The organism is Alicyclobacillus acidiphilus NBRC 100859 (genome assembly GCF_001544355.1).
GTDB lineage: Bacteria > Bacillota > Bacilli > Alicyclobacillales > Alicyclobacillaceae > Alicyclobacillus > Alicyclobacillus acidiphilus.
Genome location: NZ_BCQI01000044.1, coordinates 1 through 17,483 on the forward strand (window position 1 = coordinate 1; position 17,483 = coordinate 17,483).

Genomic DNA, 17,483 nt, shown 5'->3' on the forward strand with positions numbered 1-17,483 from the left:
TATCTTAGAATTCATTTATGGAATTTAAGAATTTCGTAAGACGCGATTAAAGTTATGTAAATTGCGGCAGCGCGATCGCGAGGCAGGCGGAGGCAGGCGGGGCGCGCGCACGAGGTGGCAAATAAGCGGCGCTGGGCCGCTTATTTCGACAAATTGGCCGGATCGAACGCCAATAAGCGGCCCCCAGCCGCCTATTTGCTCCCACTCCCCGCGAAATTGGACCGTTTCAGTCACATAAGCGTCTGTGAGCCGCCTATTCGCCACCGATTATACGATTCGACAAACTTAAGCTGCCCTGGCCGGCTTATTCGCGTACAATTCCACCCCTCCCCCCTCCACCCTACCCCCTCCACCCTCCACCCCTCCGCCAGATGCTCGGAAATCACTCTTGTCTTCGGTGGTTTGATCGACAATTCTCAGTATTCCAGGTAGTTTATACAGAATATTGTCTGTTATAATTGAGCTGAATTGGGATAATGCAACCTTTGAACACCCTGCACGGACGTCCGTCCACACGCGAACAGATTCTTCAGGTCGCAACTCGACACGCGTACGGCAGCGAGGCGTCGGTCACTTCACTCTGGACGCCGTCGCCGAAGAAGCATAAATCAGCAAAGGGGGATTACTGTACCACCTTTCCGACGGAGGAGGATCTGGTGATGTCCATGATCAACAGCATCATCGACGAATTTGCCGTCAATATGGTGCAATCGGCTGAGGCCGATCCCGTTGAAACGGGCAGGTGAAGCCGCACCTACATCCAGGAAACGCTCAAACGTCAGATGGCACTCAGAGCATGAGCTTTAGCCTGCTGTCGATCAGTTCCGAGAATCCGGAACTGGTCAAGCCCGTTCAGCATTTTTCGACGTGGCAGCGCTACATTGAACAGGACGGACTCGCCCCTGTCAAGGCTACCATCATCCGATTGACCATGGATGGTCTGTGGTGCGCAGAGTTGCTGGGGTGCCCTACAGTTGCGCCGGAACTGCGAAAAAAAGTTCTTGAAACATTACTCCAAATGACAAAAGAGGATTTGACATGAACGCGTACTTGATGCTCGGCATCGCCATTCTCAGCGAGATCGTCGCAACATCCTTGTTGAAAGCGACCGTAGGGTTCACAAAATTCTTGCCGAGTGTCGGTGTGATAGCCGGATACGGGGTTGCATTTTACTCAATGTCCCAAGCCCTGAAATCTCTTCCTTTGGGTATGTCGTACGCCATTTGGTCGGGCGTCGGCACGGCGTTCACCGCCGTGATCGGCCTCGTCGTTTGGAAGCAGCCCCTCAACATTCCGATGGTCATTGGCCTGTTACTGATCATCGCAGGTGTCGTGATCCTCAACGTGTACAAACCGTCATGACGCTGTGAGACAAGCCGACAAGGCCGCCCCTGAACTCAGTGCTCTGCGGAATCCTACTTTACGGTGGACCTGAAAACATGTCTAAGGCCTGATGAAGACCAGCGCGACGGCTACTCGGCCGCATCCTCCTGCCTCCCATCGTTCCCGCCACCCACGATCACCCACGTCGTCGACCCGTTCCCGTCCTTGCGAGGCCTCTTCTCCGTACGCCAACCACCGCTGCCAAACAACCAATTCAGGAATTCCCTGGTATGGTGGTGCGCGACCTGTGAGCGATCCGTCATATAGTCGGGCAACCGCTTCTCAATCTCCACTGACACGGCCTTCCACGGCATTCCGTGACCTTGAAGTCGTCGAACCACGTCGTCGCTCCCTCTGAGTGAATTGAACGCGTTATTTATAATTTCTGCAAAACTGTCCACATCGCCGTCGGCCGTCTCGAGTTCGATCTCGTCGCCATTCCCAGAACTCAACTCGACGGTACTATACGTCTCCACGTGCTCGCGAACGCTTTCCGTCTTCTGGTGAAACTCTGCCGCCATCACACGGGCATAGGTTTCCGCCGCTGGCTTGTTGTAGCCGGGATCGGCAACCGAATACGCCTGCTCGAAAGAGAGTACGCGAATGGGAATAGGATACGCCTTACCTCCCGCGCTGCTCCAAAATACACCGTGACCCGGAATCGGTTCATTTAGAAGGACACTGAGAATGTCATCACTGTAGTGGGCATTTGCACGTTTAACGGCCTGAAGATCGCCTGCAGATAAGAGATGGAATACAAACCAGTTATCGCCTTGACTGAGAATCTCGTTGGGGATGCTGCCTGGTTGTTGGGTGATTAGAAGAGCGCCGAGATCGTACTTTCGGCCTTCCTTTACCCAAGCCACGTATGGCCCGTCGGCGGATGTTCCCGCTCCGCTGCCGAGTACGGATTGCGCTTCTTCGAGGACGGCAATCGTCGGGATTGTTTCCGGATATGGCCTTGTGAATTCCTCTTGGTTATGTTCGAAAATCTTATGCAGAATGAGCCCGGACAGGACAAATGCTTGCGACCCACGGATCTGAGACACGTCCACGACGCAAATTTTACCCGCCTTTAGCGCGTACAGGAGCAAATCGAGCATCTGGCTCTTCGGATCATGCAACATGCTTACAACCGTCGTCATATTGGCACGGGCAGCGTTCAGTTCCGCATCCTGGTTGTCGCGCAAACCAAGGATGTCCTTCAGCAAATTGTCATCGGCCGCGTTCTTGTTCCGATAGATTTCATCCACGAGTTGGCGCCACGCCGTGTCGCTGAGACCCTTGAGCTTCCGAACGTTCTGCTGATCCTGCTTTTCCGGCGACAAGGCAATGGCGAGCACGTCGGCCGGGCGCAGCCGACGGATGTCAAGCTTGATATCGCTCGCGATGAAAGAGTCATAAAACGGACTTGGCCCCTTTTTCCGGGTGAACACCACGAGCTTGTCCTGCAAGTGGGGGACGTCGCATAATCCTGGCCGATTCTTGTCATCTGGCCAAAAGTACTCGCCGTCGGGATCGAAGACGATGCTGCCGACTGGCACGCGACGCCCACCCCGCTTGTCAACTGTCGGAGTCTCGTGGTACAAATTGCTAAACAACAGTTTTACGAGGTTGGACTTGCCAAAACCAGCCCTCGCAAATACAAAGCTGCGCCTTGAAACCAAATGTTCAGCCTTAAACTTCGGGATGACGGCAGTATTGCGCACCACCATCCAGTCCTCGCGTTTCAGCCGCTGGTCCGATCCGGCGTAAATAAACTCGCCAAGCGCCATGAACCCAATCTCGGCGCCTTCCAGATTGTGCCCAGCTACTTCTCGCAGAATCTCGTCCGACAAAAACGCGACTTTGCTTCCGACATGAGGCAACCGCCGTTGGGACGCAGCGAAGACGAGTTTCCCTTCCACCAATCGCACGACACCAAGAACGCGAATATTCACCTGGTAACGGAGGTACTGTTCACGCAGTTCCTCTGGAATCGCCCGCTCTTCCATAACGGCGCGCAATCCGTAATCCTCGCCTTCCGGCGCCGACAGTCGGCCTTGCGCCTGGATGGAGGTGATGCGTCCAAGGACAGCCTCTTCCTCATGTTCCAGTTGCACGAGAATAAATTGCCCATGCATCGGCGTACTCTGAAATTCGTTCTTGTACGGCAACACGAGATCGGCATGAAACTCCATGCCGCCTTGGCTGAACCCTCGAAAAATGCCCACCACTTGTGCTCTGTCAAACAATTTCACCCATATCGCCTCGCTGCCACGTCGGTTTTGAATTGCATGCTGTCAAAAGCGTCATGCCGTTGAGGAGGGACGAGATCCCGGATCCCCCGCGAGATGACATCCTGAAGAAGGGCGTAATCAAAACCTGCAATTTGCGCATACTCGTGAGCCTTCTGCAGACATTTCGGGTATAAGGGCACGGGAAAGCCATCCACAGCGTCGGCCAGAAGATAGCCGAAGATTTCGGGAGCAAACCTGGTTTGCGAGGAGAGAATATCGACCGCCCAGATTGGATCGCCGCTTCGAGCGCCGAACCGAACGAGGTACATGTCTCCTGCCACGAACTTCGGAGCCTCTCGCTCATCTCCTTCCGTCTCCACACCTCGCGCATACTCCTCCCAGATATAGGATTTCGCCTCAAGATCCCGAGGAACACGCACGTAGCGGGCATCACCTGTCGCGAACAAGGATTCCAGCGTGATCGCAAGATGATAACGAGTCAACACCTTGCTTTTCTTCGCAATTCCAACCATGAACACACGCCGCCTGTGCTGCCGGTATATCTGATCGATGGATGCTTCAAGGTTTTGACGCAATTTGATGAACAGGTTCCCCCGAAAAATCTTGCTGCGCAGCAGTCCATCGCGAACAATCAAGGTGTCCGTGGAAAACTCGGCTTGTCGAATCAGTTGATACAGCACGGCCCACTCACAAACGTCGCGATAGGTTTGCACCCACGAGGGTGAGACTCTTTCGCGCTGAGTGCGTACAAATTCACCCGTAGGGATCATATGGCTGAGTTCTGACAGCTTCATTTGCTTCAGCCCCAGCTCCTTCATCATGAACCCAAGCGCCGTTTTCGGCTTGCCACTGGTGTCGAATTGATCTGCGCTAAGTTCATCCGGATCGGTCGACGGAGACACGACGTCGAAGCACAGTTGCTTGCCGTAGGAGTCCACCACGCGAACGACATGGAGCAAGAAAGGATCGAAGATGAGTTCATTGTTTCCGCCATCGCTGCCCACCAACGAGATCGCAGTGGCGGAACGCGGCTTGATTGGGCGGACCTCACTGAGGAGGGGGCGAATCTCCTCCCTGAGTTGATCCAACAGCGGATAGTCCGCCCGCAGCCGATCCCGAATCCGCATTCGCAGTTGTTCATAGTCCTCCGGTTCGAACATAGCGTCAGCCTCCCAGAACCGCAAACACATCGATTTCTTCTATTGGCGATTTCTTCACAGACTGAAACTGCTCCGCCTGACGCCTGCCTGCGGTCGCGAATCCTGCCGGACGCACTTCGCGAATCACCCAAGGAGTTCCGCACAAGCTCTCCGCGATTAACGCAGCGGGCTCGGTGGGCATGCTCGGCAACGCACCAAACCGCACCACGAGGTTGGCACCTTCATGCGAAACTTGGGAAACGCGATTCCACACGTTTCTTAGAGCCGCCGTAAACTCAGTCACAGACCCTCTGCCCAACTGTGCGCCCGGATCATACACCACGTTCGGTGGTCCACCGACAAACCAGTGGCGAAGCCACTGATCGGGCACATATGTGACCATGCCAAGATACGGCGGCGAGGTGACGATCCAATCAAATCGACGGCCCAGGCTTCTGTAATCGAACGTCAGACTGTCGCCCAAAACAATGTCTCCATCGACAGCATCAGGTACGTCTGCAAGTACGTAGTTCGCTCGCCTACTGACACAATCCAACACATCGACACCCATCGGCGTCATGCCTCTGGATTTCCAGAAACGAACTGCCGAAGCAGGTTTTGACGCATAGGTGCGAGGCATTTGGTTTGAGAGGTATGTAGGGGCACCTTTGTTGACCGGGCCATGCAAAATGCCCATGACTATCGCACGGAGAGCAACTTCCTCCGGACTCTCGCACTGTTCCAAGAAATACTCGCGAAGTTTGCAGATGTTCCGCAACGTCACTGGGTTGTAGCACAAGCTCCAGAAGTCTCCCGCAGGCACATCGACGGGTTCACGACAAGACAAAATTTTTTCGCAAAGTTGAATGACGGCTCGAGGATTTGTGGAAACGAGTTTAGCCTTCGCCATAGCCACGGCAATCGGGCTGGTGTCCACTCCAAAGGTAGGCATTCCGAGCAGCCGCGCGGCAAAGTTGGTTGTCCCGCGGCCGCAGAACGGATCCAGGACAGCGTCTTGCGATTCCGCAGCGCTCAGCACTTCCAACGGAAAGCTTAGAGGGAACATCGTGTAGTAAGGACAGACAGCGTTGAGGCGTGGTCGACCCTTACGGGACTTGATGTCTAGAATTTCTCTTTGATTGCTTGTTGGCAGTACTCCGGCATCGGTGTCCACGATTTTTCCTCCCGCACGGATGATTCGATCACAAGTTCGACAAATGCCGAAGATTCCCTTTCGTGGCATGGTTGAACCGCGCTTGGACTTCTTTCTAAACGCTGTATCACGACAGCTGGTGCAGGACACAGGCTATGTTCCTCGACGCGGCTTCAATGCCCCTATGCATCACCCGATTCCGATACAACCTGCCAATCGTCAAAACCAGTCAATCGAATCTCCCCCGCCTTGAGGAGCACCGTCGCCGCACTGCCGTACGCAGCCGCGTCCTCGCCTAGCGACGCCAAAACAATATCGCACGGCATCGGCGACAAGCGGCTGACACCCGACTTGATCCGCTGAATCAGGGGCTCTCCGGCGCGGGCAACTCCTCCGCCGATAATGACGACGTCCGGATTGAGAAGTGTCACCATATTTGCAATGGAAAATACTAAATGAGAGGTTGCGCGTTCGACGACTTCCCGCGCCAACGGATCTCCCGCTTGCTCTGCGGCGAAAATCTCATCCGCCGTCGCCGTGTCAGTCAATATCGTGTGGGGGTAATACGGTCGCTGTTGCAATGCGTAGTCCTGCATTCCCTTGCCCGAGGCAACCCGTTCAAGCGGTCCATAATCTCCGAGACTCCGCCGTTCAGTGACGCATGACGGATCGATTTGCAGATGTCCAAATTCACCAGCGAAGCTGTTGGCTCCCCGATAGATTCGTCCATCCAGGATGAATCCAGCACCGATTCCGGTACCCACCGCAATCAGTACGACATTGTCCCGGCCGACTGCGGCCCCCTTCCAACGCTCGCCAATGACCGCCATGTTGACGTCGTTGTCGACCCATATGGGAGCTGGCAAATTCAAAAAGAAGTCGCGCGCCAAGAAATTCTTGATTTCCAGGGGATTTGCCTCCACGACAACGCCCTCGTTTGCCAGGGTTACGCCGGGAAAGCCAATCGCGGTGCCAATGATGTTGTTCCTTGGGATACTGGCGTTCTGCAACATCCGTTCCAATCTGGCGTGAATGTGGGCCATCGGCATCACTCCGCTCTCGTGGGACCAGAACTTTTCGCGGTAGATGACGTTTCCCGCTAGGTCCGTGAGCAACGCGATCGTCTTCGTGGCTCCAATATCCACCCCGAGCGCGAACCTTGCGTCAGGAATGTAGTGCAAATCGACGGGTCGGCGCCCTCCAGCGGATGTCGATTCCCCTGTCAGTCCCTCTCGAACCCGCCCCTCGCGAATGAGCTGATCGACAATGGATGAGATGGTGGACCGACTCATGTTCAAGGTCTTTGCGACAGACGCTCTGGAAATAGGACCTTGATCTTTAATGAGGTGGAGGACGTTCGCCTTGTTTGCCCGCCCCATGATAGACGGTGTTTTCTTCTCTATACGCACGGTTGGTGTCCCCTCGCATCTAGGGATGTGCTTTCCCTATTCCGTGTAATCCAATTCATCCTGCCCTGCATCCACGCTTGACGCGCCATCGTGAAGAAAACACGCGACCCATCTTTCATCTCCCATGTCGCTCAACGTTGGAGCCCCTTCGCTGCACTTCTTCATGGCGTGCGGACACCTGGTTTGGAAGACACAGCCGCCAGTGGAAGCGCTGCCTGACTTAGGGCGTTCCGACGCACTCAAATGGACGTCTTCAGGTGCCCAAGGGTTTGGAATGGATTTCAGCAGCAGTTGCGTATAAGGATGCATCGGTTTTCGCACCACATCGTTTGCATTACCTTTTTCGACCACCGTCCCTCGATACAGCACGACGATTTCATCCGCCAACATCCGGGCAGAAATCAAATCGTGTGTAATGTACAGAAACGCGACCCCTTCTTTGTCGCGAAGGTCAGCCATGAGTTTCAAAATCTCCGCGCGGATGGACACATCCAACATAGACACCGGTTCATCCGCAACAATCAGCTTTGGCTTGCTCGCAATAGCCCTCGCAAAGACGACCCGTTGCAATTGTCCGCCAGACAGCTCAAACGGATATTTCTTCACGAATTCGTCGACAGGCGTCAAGTGTACCGTCTCCAACACGCGCAACACCGCTTGTTTCAATTCCCGCCCAGACAGATTGCGGTAATTGACCAGCGGTCTTTCTACAGCATACTGAACCACGCTCAGAGGATTGAGTGCCGCAAAAGGATCTTGAAACACCATCTGCACATACTTGCGATACGTGCGGCTTCCCCCCCTCAACCACGCGTTCGTCGACTTCCCGTCAAACACGATGTCGCCCCGATCCGGACGTTCAATCCCTGTAATCAATTTCGCCAAAGTTGATTTTCCACTGCCGCTCTCGCCCACCAAAGCGACGACATGCTGCTTTCGCACCTGAAAGGAAACGCCGTTTGTCGCCTTGATCTCTTGGCGTTTTCCATCTCGTTTCCGGGTATACGTTTTACACACGCCGTTCAGATCCAGGATCACGTCATTCATGGGCCGTTCCTCCCGCAGCGCCGATAACGGCGACGTGACAAGCAACGCCCGTTCCGCCGAGATCGACAAAGGTTGGTTTGACAGTGCGGCAGTTAGGCATCGATTGTGTGCACCGAGGTTCAAACGGACATCCCGGAGACGGCGATTTCAAATCTGGAGGCGTTCCCGGAATCCCTGTGATCTCCAGACGTTCAGTCTGTGGATCCGGGAAGCACTTTAATAGCGCCTGCGTATACGGATGCATGGGCTGCTGCAACAATTTCTTGGCGTCTTGTACCTCAACGAATTCCCCGGCGTACATCACCGCAACCCGGTTGGCGATTTCCAGCACTGTGCCAAGATCGTGACTGATGAACAGCGCGGCAAAGCCGTGCTGACGTTGCAATGCCTTCAGGTTCTGAACAATCGAACGCTGGACGACGACGTCGAGCGCTGTAGTTGGCTCGTCAAAAATGATGAGTTTGGGACCGAGCGCTAACGCCAGAGCGATGGATACACGTTGTTTCATGCCGCCGCTCAACTCATGTGGAAATCGATGCATGAACGCCGGATCGATCTCGACCATGCCGAGCAACTCGCGAATCCGCGCTTCAATGTCGCGGCTCGGCATCGTTGCATGGGAGAGAATGGTATCCTCGAAGTGGCGCTTAATCGTCAGTACTGGATTGAGCGCGTTCATACCGCTCTGCATGACGATGGACAATTCCGCCCAGCGCAATTGCTTGAGCGCCCGTTTCGGCAAATTCAGAAGATCTTTGCCGTCAAACAGGACGCGTCCGCCCACAACCTGGCCAGGGGGGCGCAAGAGATTGCTGACGGCATAGCCGAGCGTCGACTTGCCGCTGCCACTCTCTCCCACGATGCCCAGGAATTCGCCAGGTTCAAGTTGAAACGAGACGCCGCGCACTGCCTTGACCCCCTTGCCCGCGCTGCCATAGGCCACGGTGAGTTGCTCGACTTGGAGTAAAGTCACGGCTCAATTCCTCCTCAAACGTGGATTTGCCAGTTCATCGACCGCAAAATTCATCAGCACCAGCGCTGTCCCAAGAAGCGCGATACACAGACCAGGTGCGGCCAGCCACGCCCACTGCCCCTGCAGCATGGCACCACTGTTCTGGGCCCAATAGAGCATCGTTCCCCAGCTGTTGATGTTCGGATCTCCAAGACCCAAAAACTCGAGACCGGCTTCTCCGAGAATCGCGGAGATGGCCGCACCCAAAAAGCTCGCTGCGACGAGTGACATCATGTTCGGGAAGATTTCCTTGAACATGATGCGCATGACACCATCTCCCGAAAATCGAGCTGCGACAACGTAATCCCGGGTTCTGAGCGTGGTGACTTGCGCTCGAAGGACACGAGCTCCCCACGACCAACTTGTCACGATGATCACAATCACAATGAGATACTCGCCTTTCACGGGAGCGTACGCGGCCAACACAATCATCAGCGGCAGTGCGGGCAGTACTAGAAAGACATTGGTCACATAGCTGAGAACTTCATCGACAACCCCGGGCATGTATCCCGCGAGGAGACCAATCAACAGCGACAGAAGGGTCGTGCCCAACCCGGCAACAAATCCCACCAGCAATGACACGCGGGTACCGTAGATCAATTGGGACAACACGTCGTGCCCATCCTGTGTCGTGCCTAGCGGATGCGCCAAGGTCGGAGACAGCATCTCGGAGAAATTCGAATCCTGCGGTGAATACGGCGAGATCCATGGAGCCACTATGGCCATGAGAATGAAGAGGCAAAGGATGATGGTACCCAACCGGGCAACGCGATTTCTCCAAAATGGAATCAGCGAGGCGCGAAACGCGTTCATGTCATTCTCCCGCCCTTCTGACACGCGGATCGATGAACACGTTGACGATATCGGCCGCAAGATTTGCAACGACCACGCAGATGACGATGATTAAGAAAATCCCTTGCATGAGTGGAAAATCTTCATTCTGCACAGCGACATACAACAAATTCCCCATGCCTGGATATCCAAAGACAAGTTCTGTCAAAACCGAGCCGCCAACGATAAATCCAAGTGACATTGCAAAGCCCGTCATGTTTGGCAAAATAGCGTTTCTGGCAGCATATGTGAGTGCGATTCGCATTTCCGACAACCCTCGCGCCTTGGCCAATGTCACGTAATCTTCCGAGAGCGCCGTCAGCATATTGTTTCGCATACCCAACTGCCAACCTCCAATCGAGCTCACCAAAATCGTCAATGCTGGCAGGATCGAGTGGTAGGCGGCACTCGCCAGGAAGTTGAAGTTCAGCGATGGGGTCATGTTGCCTGCGTTTCCACCGCTGAGAGGAAACCAATTGAGGACGTAGCTGAGAAAGAACGCGCACAACAGCGCAAACCAGAAATATGGAAAGCTGGACGTGAACGTGAAGAGCGACGTGATCGCCATATCAGAAAAGATCTTACCCTGGCGCCACGCCGACAAAATCCCGAGCAGTGTTCCCACGACGAAACTGATGACGGTGGTGACGCCAACCAGCACAAGTGTCCATGGCAGTGTTTGAGCAATCATATGTCGCACAGAGTATGGGAAATACGTATACGAAACACCAAAATTGAAATGAAACACATTTACCCAATATTGACTGTATTGCTTCAACAATCCCTCGCTGGATATTCCGAGCATCACTTCGATGGAATGCAGCGCCTGTGGACTCATGGGCCCCTTACCGTGAAACTTTGCCAGCATTGCTTCCGCTGGATTGCCTGGCATCAGACGAGGAATGAGAAAATTGATGGTGACAGTCGTCCATAACGTAAGCAGCAGGATAATCAAACGCCGCAAGAAGTGCCGCACTGTCATTCCCTCCCCAATGATGTTGGATGCGATGCCCCTCTCTTCGCGGCGGTGTTACGGCCATGTCCACGTTCCACCGCCGCTCTGCTCAGTGAGCCAACTTCAGGTGAGTCATGATCAACTCGTTATCGTTGAAGAGAAAGTCAGGCGTCGCATACGGATTGGAGGCATCCGGCCAACCGACGAAGTCTGCCGTGCTGTACTCATTCCAGTTGGCATTGTAGAAGAGTGGAATGAGCGGAACTTGCTTAATCATGGTTTCTTGCAACTGATTGATAACCTTGTGTTGAACCGTCGGACTCGTCGTTTGTTCAAATTCGGTCAACAATTTGTCTGTCGCAAGATTCTTCCACCGCTCGAAATTTGAACTCGCCGCTTTGCCAATAGGCGCAGTATTTGCGGAACTCAGAACCGAATCGTAATAGAACCATGGATTGTTGTAATTCACACCGTATGTCAGGCTCATATCGTAATCGCCAGTTTGCAATTGGTTGTACCAACCAGTGTCCGACGGAGTTTGAAGATTCAGTGTGATACCGAGTTGAGCAAGATTTTGGGCAATGACTTTACAACTCTGGATCCAGTCTGTGTAATCCCCTGGCACCGTGATTGTAAACGCCACAGGCTTACCGCTCTTGTTCACCAGCTGACCTTTGGAGTTTTTCTTATAACCGATGCTCGCCAAGAGTTGGGCGGCCTTTTTCGGATTGTACGCATATGCGTTTTTCAGAGACGGATTCAGCCACGACTGTTGACCTGGAAGCATCAATCCAGTGGCATTGGCTGGCGGTTGATATCCGTATTCTCCCTTTGCGCTAACCTCCTGCTTATTGATGGCATACTCCATCGCTTGCCGAAAAACCGCATTATTGAACGGTGCCTTCGTCAAATTCATGACGAGATTCGACGGACCGCCCGGAGCAAACCAATAGTGATTATCCGCTTTGTCCCGATCAACATAGGTCTTTTCGATATTGGGGACGAACAGGTTCGCCCACGTGTATTTACCTGAAGCAAGATTTAAGTCAGACGTGTCGTTACCGGTCAACACTGGAAAAATCAACTGGGTTGCGACGACTTTTGAAGCCTTCCAATATCCTGTGTTTTTCGTGAGCACATACTGCGTGTTGGTATAGGAAGAGAGCTTAAACGCGCCCGTCCCAACGGGATTGGTATTCGTATATGTCACAGGATTGGATACGTTTTTCCAGATATGTTCCGGCACAATTGGCGTGTTGCAGATGTACGTAAATATGGGAATTGCGGCTGTCTTAAACTTGAACACGACGGTGGTCGCGTTTGGCGCAGCAACGCTTGACAAAACACTCCAGACCGAACTGGTGTCGAGTGCCGGATATTTTTTCAGCAGATTGAACGTGAACGCGACGTCACTTGAAGAAAACGTCTTTCCGTCATTCCATTTGATTCCTTTGCGAATGGTAAACGTCAACTGTTTGGTGCCATTCCACTTGAAAGAACTGGCCAACCATGGTGTTTGAGTGCCGTTTTGGGCATTGATGGCGTAGAGCGTTTCATAGATGAAGTAAGTGCCGGAGCGCAGGTTCGGTGAAAATGGGTTAAAATTTTCCGTGAAATCCGGAGAGCCGTTGTCAATACCGAGTGTCATCACAGTGTTGGCGCTTGCCGTGGTCGCGGAGTTCACCGCGCTGGGCACGTTTGCCGACTGATTGGCGGAAAGATTGCCATTCGGGTAACCGACTAAAACCATTCCACAAGCCGCAGGTACGAGGCATAGAGTTCTTTTCCACTGTTTCAAGCAAGGACCCCCCATATCGTTGTGAGATACAAAGTTGCGTCCTCGCCACTCCTGTCGCGATCTCTTGCATTGCCCTTATCGAGAGTCAAGACGCTGATGGCAATCATGGGCACTGCAAACTCGCGGTGTTTGTTTTTAGAACGAACTTGCTTGACAAGCAAAATATAATTATCCAAATATTTTGTCAACTATTTTATCTGATTTGTTTGAAATGAATTCATTTCGAGACCGAACATCCCCAAAACCGCTTTCGCGCAGTTGGGTAAACTGTCCAGGCGATCGTATTTCTGATTCATCGGTGTTGTCATTGTAATGTTTGACACCAGCCTAAGCGGCAATCTTGCGTATGCCCGGATCTATTTGGACACAGCGAGGCAAGGCAATTGGCCCGGTGCCATCAACCGCTTTTTTGCAAGTATGAATCACCACAACGTCCCAAAGAGGGGATTCGTTTTTCTCGGCATCGGCAACGCAATATTGTGTTACTTCACCTCGTTAAACAACTTGGTTACGTTCACTGGTGTGATTATCGTCGTCATCTGCTTGCTCATTGCCACTTCGGCGTTGATCCATCGGTATAAAAACCAATCGGCCGCTCGACCGTTCCGTATGCCAATATCAGGCCGCTTCCACCTGTTATCGCCATCGCCGGTGTGATTCTCGCACTCACACAACCTCAACTCCCCATCGCTTTCGAAACCCAGGTTAAAAGACCTGCAGATCTGTGTGGGGATGACGCCGCCCAGTTTTAAACCGAAAGGCCCGCGAGATGTGCCGCAGATCCTTTGCCCGACTGTGCCCCCGGGTCATACTCCGGATGTCTGCCGACAAACGGTTGGCGGAGCCATTGGTCGGGCATTGTCACGGTGCCGAAACAAGGCGGAAAGTGAAGGCTTAGTCAAATCCATGCCCAGCCTTGCACGATCAAAGGTCGAATGGTTCGTATCAGATGGGCCATGTCTGTTCGGCGCAGCCAACTGGCCGGGATTGACATCTGCGAGTTCTTGTTGCCTTCTTGAAACGACTAGCCGCCAATGTCTTCGCATCCACAATGCCAGGACGAGGACGAGGCGCCGCGTTCCAGGCGTGTCGTTGGTTCGTGACACGTCTCGCACATTACGGGCGCCCAAGCGGACGCAAAGGGATAATAGTGAAGTACATAACTGAAAGTGTCTGCCCTCTGCTGTAGTTGCACTTCGACGCAAACAATCGGTAAACGGTAGAGAATGGCTTGATCAAGATGTACATCAACTGTGACTTCGTAAGCGCGCGCGATGTCCTCCATACGATGATCGCGATCGAGTATTGTCGCCTCAATCTTCTTCCGAATGCGTTCCGCCTTAGCGGCATCCAAGGTTGAAGACAGTTGTTTCTCAAGCTTCAGGATGGTCGTTTCGTAGTAATGACGGCTCTTTGCCAGTTCGTCCTCGCGCGCCGCGCGATGCTCCAACTGAATCCTCCCGATGACCTGTTCGATTTGCGGTTGAAGCGCGCGACACGCCCGGGACACACTCTCTGTCAATCGATAGGGGGTGGAAATAGGATACAGCCCAGGATCTGCATTGTGGGTGAACCAGTGTTCATCAAGCCTCGCACGGAGGTGGGTGACGTCCGCCAGTGTTTGGCAATCAATAACTGTCGTCATGCACGCTTCCGTCACCTCATCACCGTGAAACGTCACGACGAACTGACAGAGCAGGAGAAAGCCCTCTTCTGTCCAAGTTCGGCTGACTTTCGGCGGCTTACACTTGACAAAATGCACTACATTGGTGACCTTGTCATCGAGATTTTGCGGAGGGTCACTGCGTGTATCCAGCCGCCGCACCTGCAGTCGTCCAAGCGTTTTCGCATACCCAATCATGGACTCAAGGAACGGGGTTCCATAGGTCACCAGTTCACAGTCGTCACGTTCTTGAGATATCTCTGGATCAAACGTGATTCGCTGAAATTGTTCGCCAGGCAGCAAGACGTCATAAACGCCGTACTCGGCGATCTCGACAGCCGCACCGAGCACGTCCAGTGTGTCCAGCACAAACGACTGGATGGCGTATCCTGCACCGTGGCCCGCGCCGTCGGAAGAAATGTGATTCAGGACTTCCGTACTACTCATTTTCAATCAACTCCGACAAGAGTCTATCGTCGAGATCGCGTACCTTTTGGTAGTGCGTTTTCGCTGCGAGAAGTTCGTCGCCTAGCTGCTCCACGCCCTGCACAAGCTCGTCCTCATCCTTGGCTTTGAGCCAAATGTCCATCAGAATATCCTCGAACTCGCGTTTCTCGTCAAGCGTGCCCAAAATCATGTCGAGTTCCCCGATAACCAATTGGAACAGGTTCACCTTCGCGTCGAGAATGCGCAAAATGTGTTCCTCCATCGTCCCTTTCGCCGCAAGGTTGTAAATCGTCACATCCTGTTGCTGGCCAATGCGGTGGATTCGCCCGATACGCTGCTCGATGCGCATGGGATTCCACGGGATGTCGTAGTTCACCATACAGTGACAAAATTGAAGATTTCGGCCTTCACCGCCTGATTCCGTACTCACCAAAACCTTAACCCCAGCCCGGAATTTTTCAATCGACTGCTCCTTTTGGGCGCGGGACATCCCGCCATGGAACGTCACCACGTCGAGCCCCGCATGTTCCAGAAATTTAGAAACCGCGTGTTGTGTCTCGACGAAACCGGTGAACACCACGACCTGATCCGGCGTATTCTTTACGATCTTCAGCAACGCATCTTCTTTGCCAGACATCCGGATACGCTCGCCGATGTCGATGACCTCCTGTATTCCCGGTATGGACAAAGACTTCCGAAGTGTCGCGAGGACACACGCGGCGCTACTGCCAGCCTGTCTCAACAGTTGCTTTACAACGAATGGCTGGAGACCCCCTGTTCGGCCTTCATCCGCAAGGCGATCTTCACGAAGCTCGGTGCTCTTGCTCCGAGAAGCCGCATGAACACCTGCCTGCAACCGATCTTTCACGAACTGCGAAAGCCGTGTGTAAAACAATTGTTCGTCGGGACTTTGGGGAACGAGAATCGTTTCCGCGCTTCGGGTGGAATGAATCACGCCGGTGGTGCTCCGCCGATTGCGTATCATCACCCCCTGAACCAACTTCTTGAGTTCCGCGACATTTTTCGGCTGCAACGGATCACTTTTGTCGATAAAGCGGCGTTTGTACTCAGCCTCTGTCAACAATTGACCAGGTTTCAACAGCGTGATCAAATTGAAGAGTTCGCTCATATCATTTTCAATCGGCGTTGCAGTCAGCAGCAAAATATACTTTTTCTTCAACTGATTCACAAACTTCCACGCCAACGTTGACTTGTTTTTCAAGTGGTGGGCTTCGTCAACGATGACGAGATCGAATTCGGTGGCCAGAATCTCGTCCCGATGCGGCTCGCGCTTGGCCGTGTCGAGCGAAGCAATGATATGCTCAAACGTTTGCCAAGGCTTGTCCGCCGCTTTGAACCTTGCCTCGTCGTAGCAGACAAACGCTAACCCCAGCTTGCGCGTGACCTCCTCTTTCCATTGCTCCACCAGGGATGGCGGCGTCAAGATAAGAACACGCTTGACCAATCCACGCAACAGGTATTCAGTCATCACGATACCGGCCTCAATGGTCTTCCCAAGCCCCACTTCGTCACAGAGCAGGGCACGTCCCCGCATGCGTCGCAGCACTCGTTCCACCGTTCGAATCTGGTGCGGAAACGGTGTGATTTCATGCAGCAGTTTCAAGGACAGGAGTTCCTCAAACCCACTGCGCAAAGAGAGTCTAACGGCCTGCTGGTGCAAATCGACTTCACGGGTGGAAACAGCAGGGAGCCGCGCCAACAACTCGACGAGTTCACCTGCCTGTTCCACGTGGTACGTGACAGCCCCATCGTTCGGAACACGCAATCCACCGTCGCCAGTTGCGGTTCGGGACTTGACTCCATCTAACAGCCACGGTGGTGGATACACGAAGAGGGCGGCTGTCGAAGCGACACCGGAGGTCGAAGAAGTTCGTTCCGCCACCAACAGAGATTGACCCGAAAACTCGGAGAGCGCCTTGCCGAGACCGCTTCCAATCAGCATCCGTGCGTCGTGATCGACCACGCATGGAATCGGGTCAAAAAATGGAGATTCGGGACTGACCTTCGCTCCGTCTCGCGACACGAAAACGAGCACCTGCCCTTGCGTGGGAATGTCGCGCAAGGCAAGACACAACGACTTGTCCATTTCCAGGGCATCCAATTCCAACAAGGCATCCAATAATTGAAAGAAATAACGTTCCGCCATCGTGAGAGTCCTCCGTCACCGCAATGACCTACGATCGGTTGAATTATCTCGCCATTTTAACACGATCACGGAAATGACAGCGCAAAATGTTTATACATGTCGTGGCGCACGAAGGCAATCCACCTTCACATCCGCTGAATCCATTTCAGAATGCTTGACGTCTCCCTTCACGTCGGAACGCTCATGACCCTGAGCTGGATTGCTTGGGGTATCCTGTATACCATACAAAAAAAAAAAAA

Annotated in this window: 15 protein-coding genes; 4 read left to right on the forward strand and 11 right to left on the reverse strand. The window is 53.4% G+C overall.

Annotation, left to right across the window (positions count from 1 at the left end; all coding sequences use genetic code 11):
* Positions 1-485 precede the first annotated feature (485 nt).
* From AAC01S_RS13570 to AAC01S_RS13580, 3 genes are read left to right on the forward strand one after another with little or no spacing between them, the layout of a single operon-like run.
* Positions 486-746 (forward strand): hypothetical protein, encoded by a 261-nt coding sequence (locus AAC01S_RS13570; RefSeq protein WP_067623360.1) that lies wholly within the window; start codon positions 486-488, stop codon positions 744-746.
* A 50-nt stretch (positions 747-796) separates the two neighbouring features.
* Positions 797-1,042 carry a hypothetical protein gene (locus AAC01S_RS13575; protein ID WP_067623363.1) on the forward strand — a complete coding sequence of 82 codons (246 nt, stop codon included), beginning with the start codon at positions 797-799 and terminating at the stop codon, positions 1,040-1,042.
* Complete coding sequence (locus tag AAC01S_RS13580; protein WP_067623366.1) at positions 1,039-1,362, forward strand: DMT family transporter; 324 nt, start codon at positions 1,039-1,041, stop codon at positions 1,360-1,362. Before AAC01S_RS13575 ends, AAC01S_RS13580 begins: the two co-directional genes overlap by 4 nt.
* 110 nt (positions 1,363-1,472) lie before the next feature.
* Here the strand turns inward: AAC01S_RS13580 and AAC01S_RS13585 are convergent, their stop codons facing one another.
* The 9 genes from AAC01S_RS13585 to AAC01S_RS13625 form a co-directional block, all read right to left on the reverse strand.
* Positions 1,473-3,623 carry an ATP-binding protein gene (locus tag AAC01S_RS13585; protein WP_067623369.1) on the reverse strand — a complete coding sequence of 717 codons (2,151 nt, stop codon included), beginning with the start codon at positions 3,621-3,623 and terminating at the stop codon, positions 1,473-1,475.
* Complete coding sequence (locus AAC01S_RS13590; protein WP_067623372.1) at positions 3,620-4,783, reverse strand: hypothetical protein; 1,164 nt, start codon at positions 4,781-4,783, stop codon at positions 3,620-3,622. The genes AAC01S_RS13585 and AAC01S_RS13590 overlap by 4 nt, the downstream gene beginning before the upstream one ends.
* Positions 4,784-4,787: 4 nt before the next feature.
* Entirely contained in the window at positions 4,788-5,936 is a 1,149-nt protein-coding gene (locus tag AAC01S_RS13595; protein ID WP_245630222.1) for a class I SAM-dependent methyltransferase, read from the reverse strand.
* Positions 5,937-6,097: 161 nt separating this feature from the next.
* Entirely contained in the window at positions 6,098-7,324 is a 1,227-nt protein-coding gene (locus tag AAC01S_RS13600; RefSeq protein ID WP_157071179.1) for an ROK family transcriptional regulator, read from the reverse strand.
* Between the two features lie 36 nt (positions 7,325-7,360).
* Positions 7,361-8,371: an ABC transporter ATP-binding protein gene (locus tag AAC01S_RS19745; RefSeq protein WP_067623377.1), complete on the reverse strand. Its 1,011-nt coding sequence runs from the start codon at positions 8,369-8,371 to the stop codon at positions 7,361-7,363.
* Positions 8,364-9,344 carry an ABC transporter ATP-binding protein gene (locus tag AAC01S_RS19750; protein ID WP_067623380.1) on the reverse strand — a complete coding sequence of 327 codons (981 nt, stop codon included), beginning with the start codon at positions 9,342-9,344 and terminating at the stop codon, positions 8,364-8,366. The genes AAC01S_RS19745 and AAC01S_RS19750 overlap by 8 nt, the downstream gene beginning before the upstream one ends.
* A 3-nt stretch (positions 9,345-9,347) precedes the next feature.
* Positions 9,348-10,196, reverse strand: a complete 849-nt coding sequence (locus AAC01S_RS13615; protein ID WP_067623383.1) for an ABC transporter permease — start codon at positions 10,194-10,196, stop codon at positions 9,348-9,350.
* 1 nt (position 10,197) lies between these two features.
* The gene (locus AAC01S_RS13620; RefSeq protein WP_067623386.1) at positions 10,198-11,190 is read right to left on the reverse strand and encodes an ABC transporter permease; all 993 of its coding nucleotides are present in this window, start codon (positions 11,188-11,190) and stop codon (positions 10,198-10,200) included.
* Positions 11,191-11,278: 88 nt separating this feature from the next.
* Positions 11,279-12,967: an ABC transporter substrate-binding protein gene (locus tag AAC01S_RS13625; protein WP_169794049.1), complete on the reverse strand. Its 1,689-nt coding sequence runs from the start codon at positions 12,965-12,967 to the stop codon at positions 11,279-11,281.
* 312 nt (positions 12,968-13,279) lie between these two features.
* Between AAC01S_RS13625 and AAC01S_RS18890 the strand changes: the two genes are divergently transcribed.
* Positions 13,280-13,624, forward strand: coding sequence for an amino acid permease (locus tag AAC01S_RS18890; protein WP_245630223.1), 345 nt, complete (start codon positions 13,280-13,282; stop codon positions 13,622-13,624).
* 367 nt (positions 13,625-13,991) lie between these two features.
* Here the strand turns inward: AAC01S_RS18890 and AAC01S_RS13635 are convergent, their stop codons facing one another.
* Together AAC01S_RS13635 and AAC01S_RS13640 are read right to left on the reverse strand one after the other, a co-directional pair.
* The gene (locus tag AAC01S_RS13635; protein ID WP_067623394.1) at positions 13,992-15,077 is read right to left on the reverse strand and encodes a hypothetical protein; all 1,086 of its coding nucleotides are present in this window, start codon (positions 15,075-15,077) and stop codon (positions 13,992-13,994) included.
* Positions 15,070-17,244: a DEAD/DEAH box helicase gene (locus tag AAC01S_RS13640; protein ID WP_217997838.1), complete on the reverse strand. Its 2,175-nt coding sequence runs from the start codon at positions 17,242-17,244 to the stop codon at positions 15,070-15,072. Before AAC01S_RS13640 ends, AAC01S_RS13635 begins: the two co-directional genes overlap by 8 nt.
* Between the last annotated feature and the right edge of the window lie 239 nt (positions 17,245-17,483).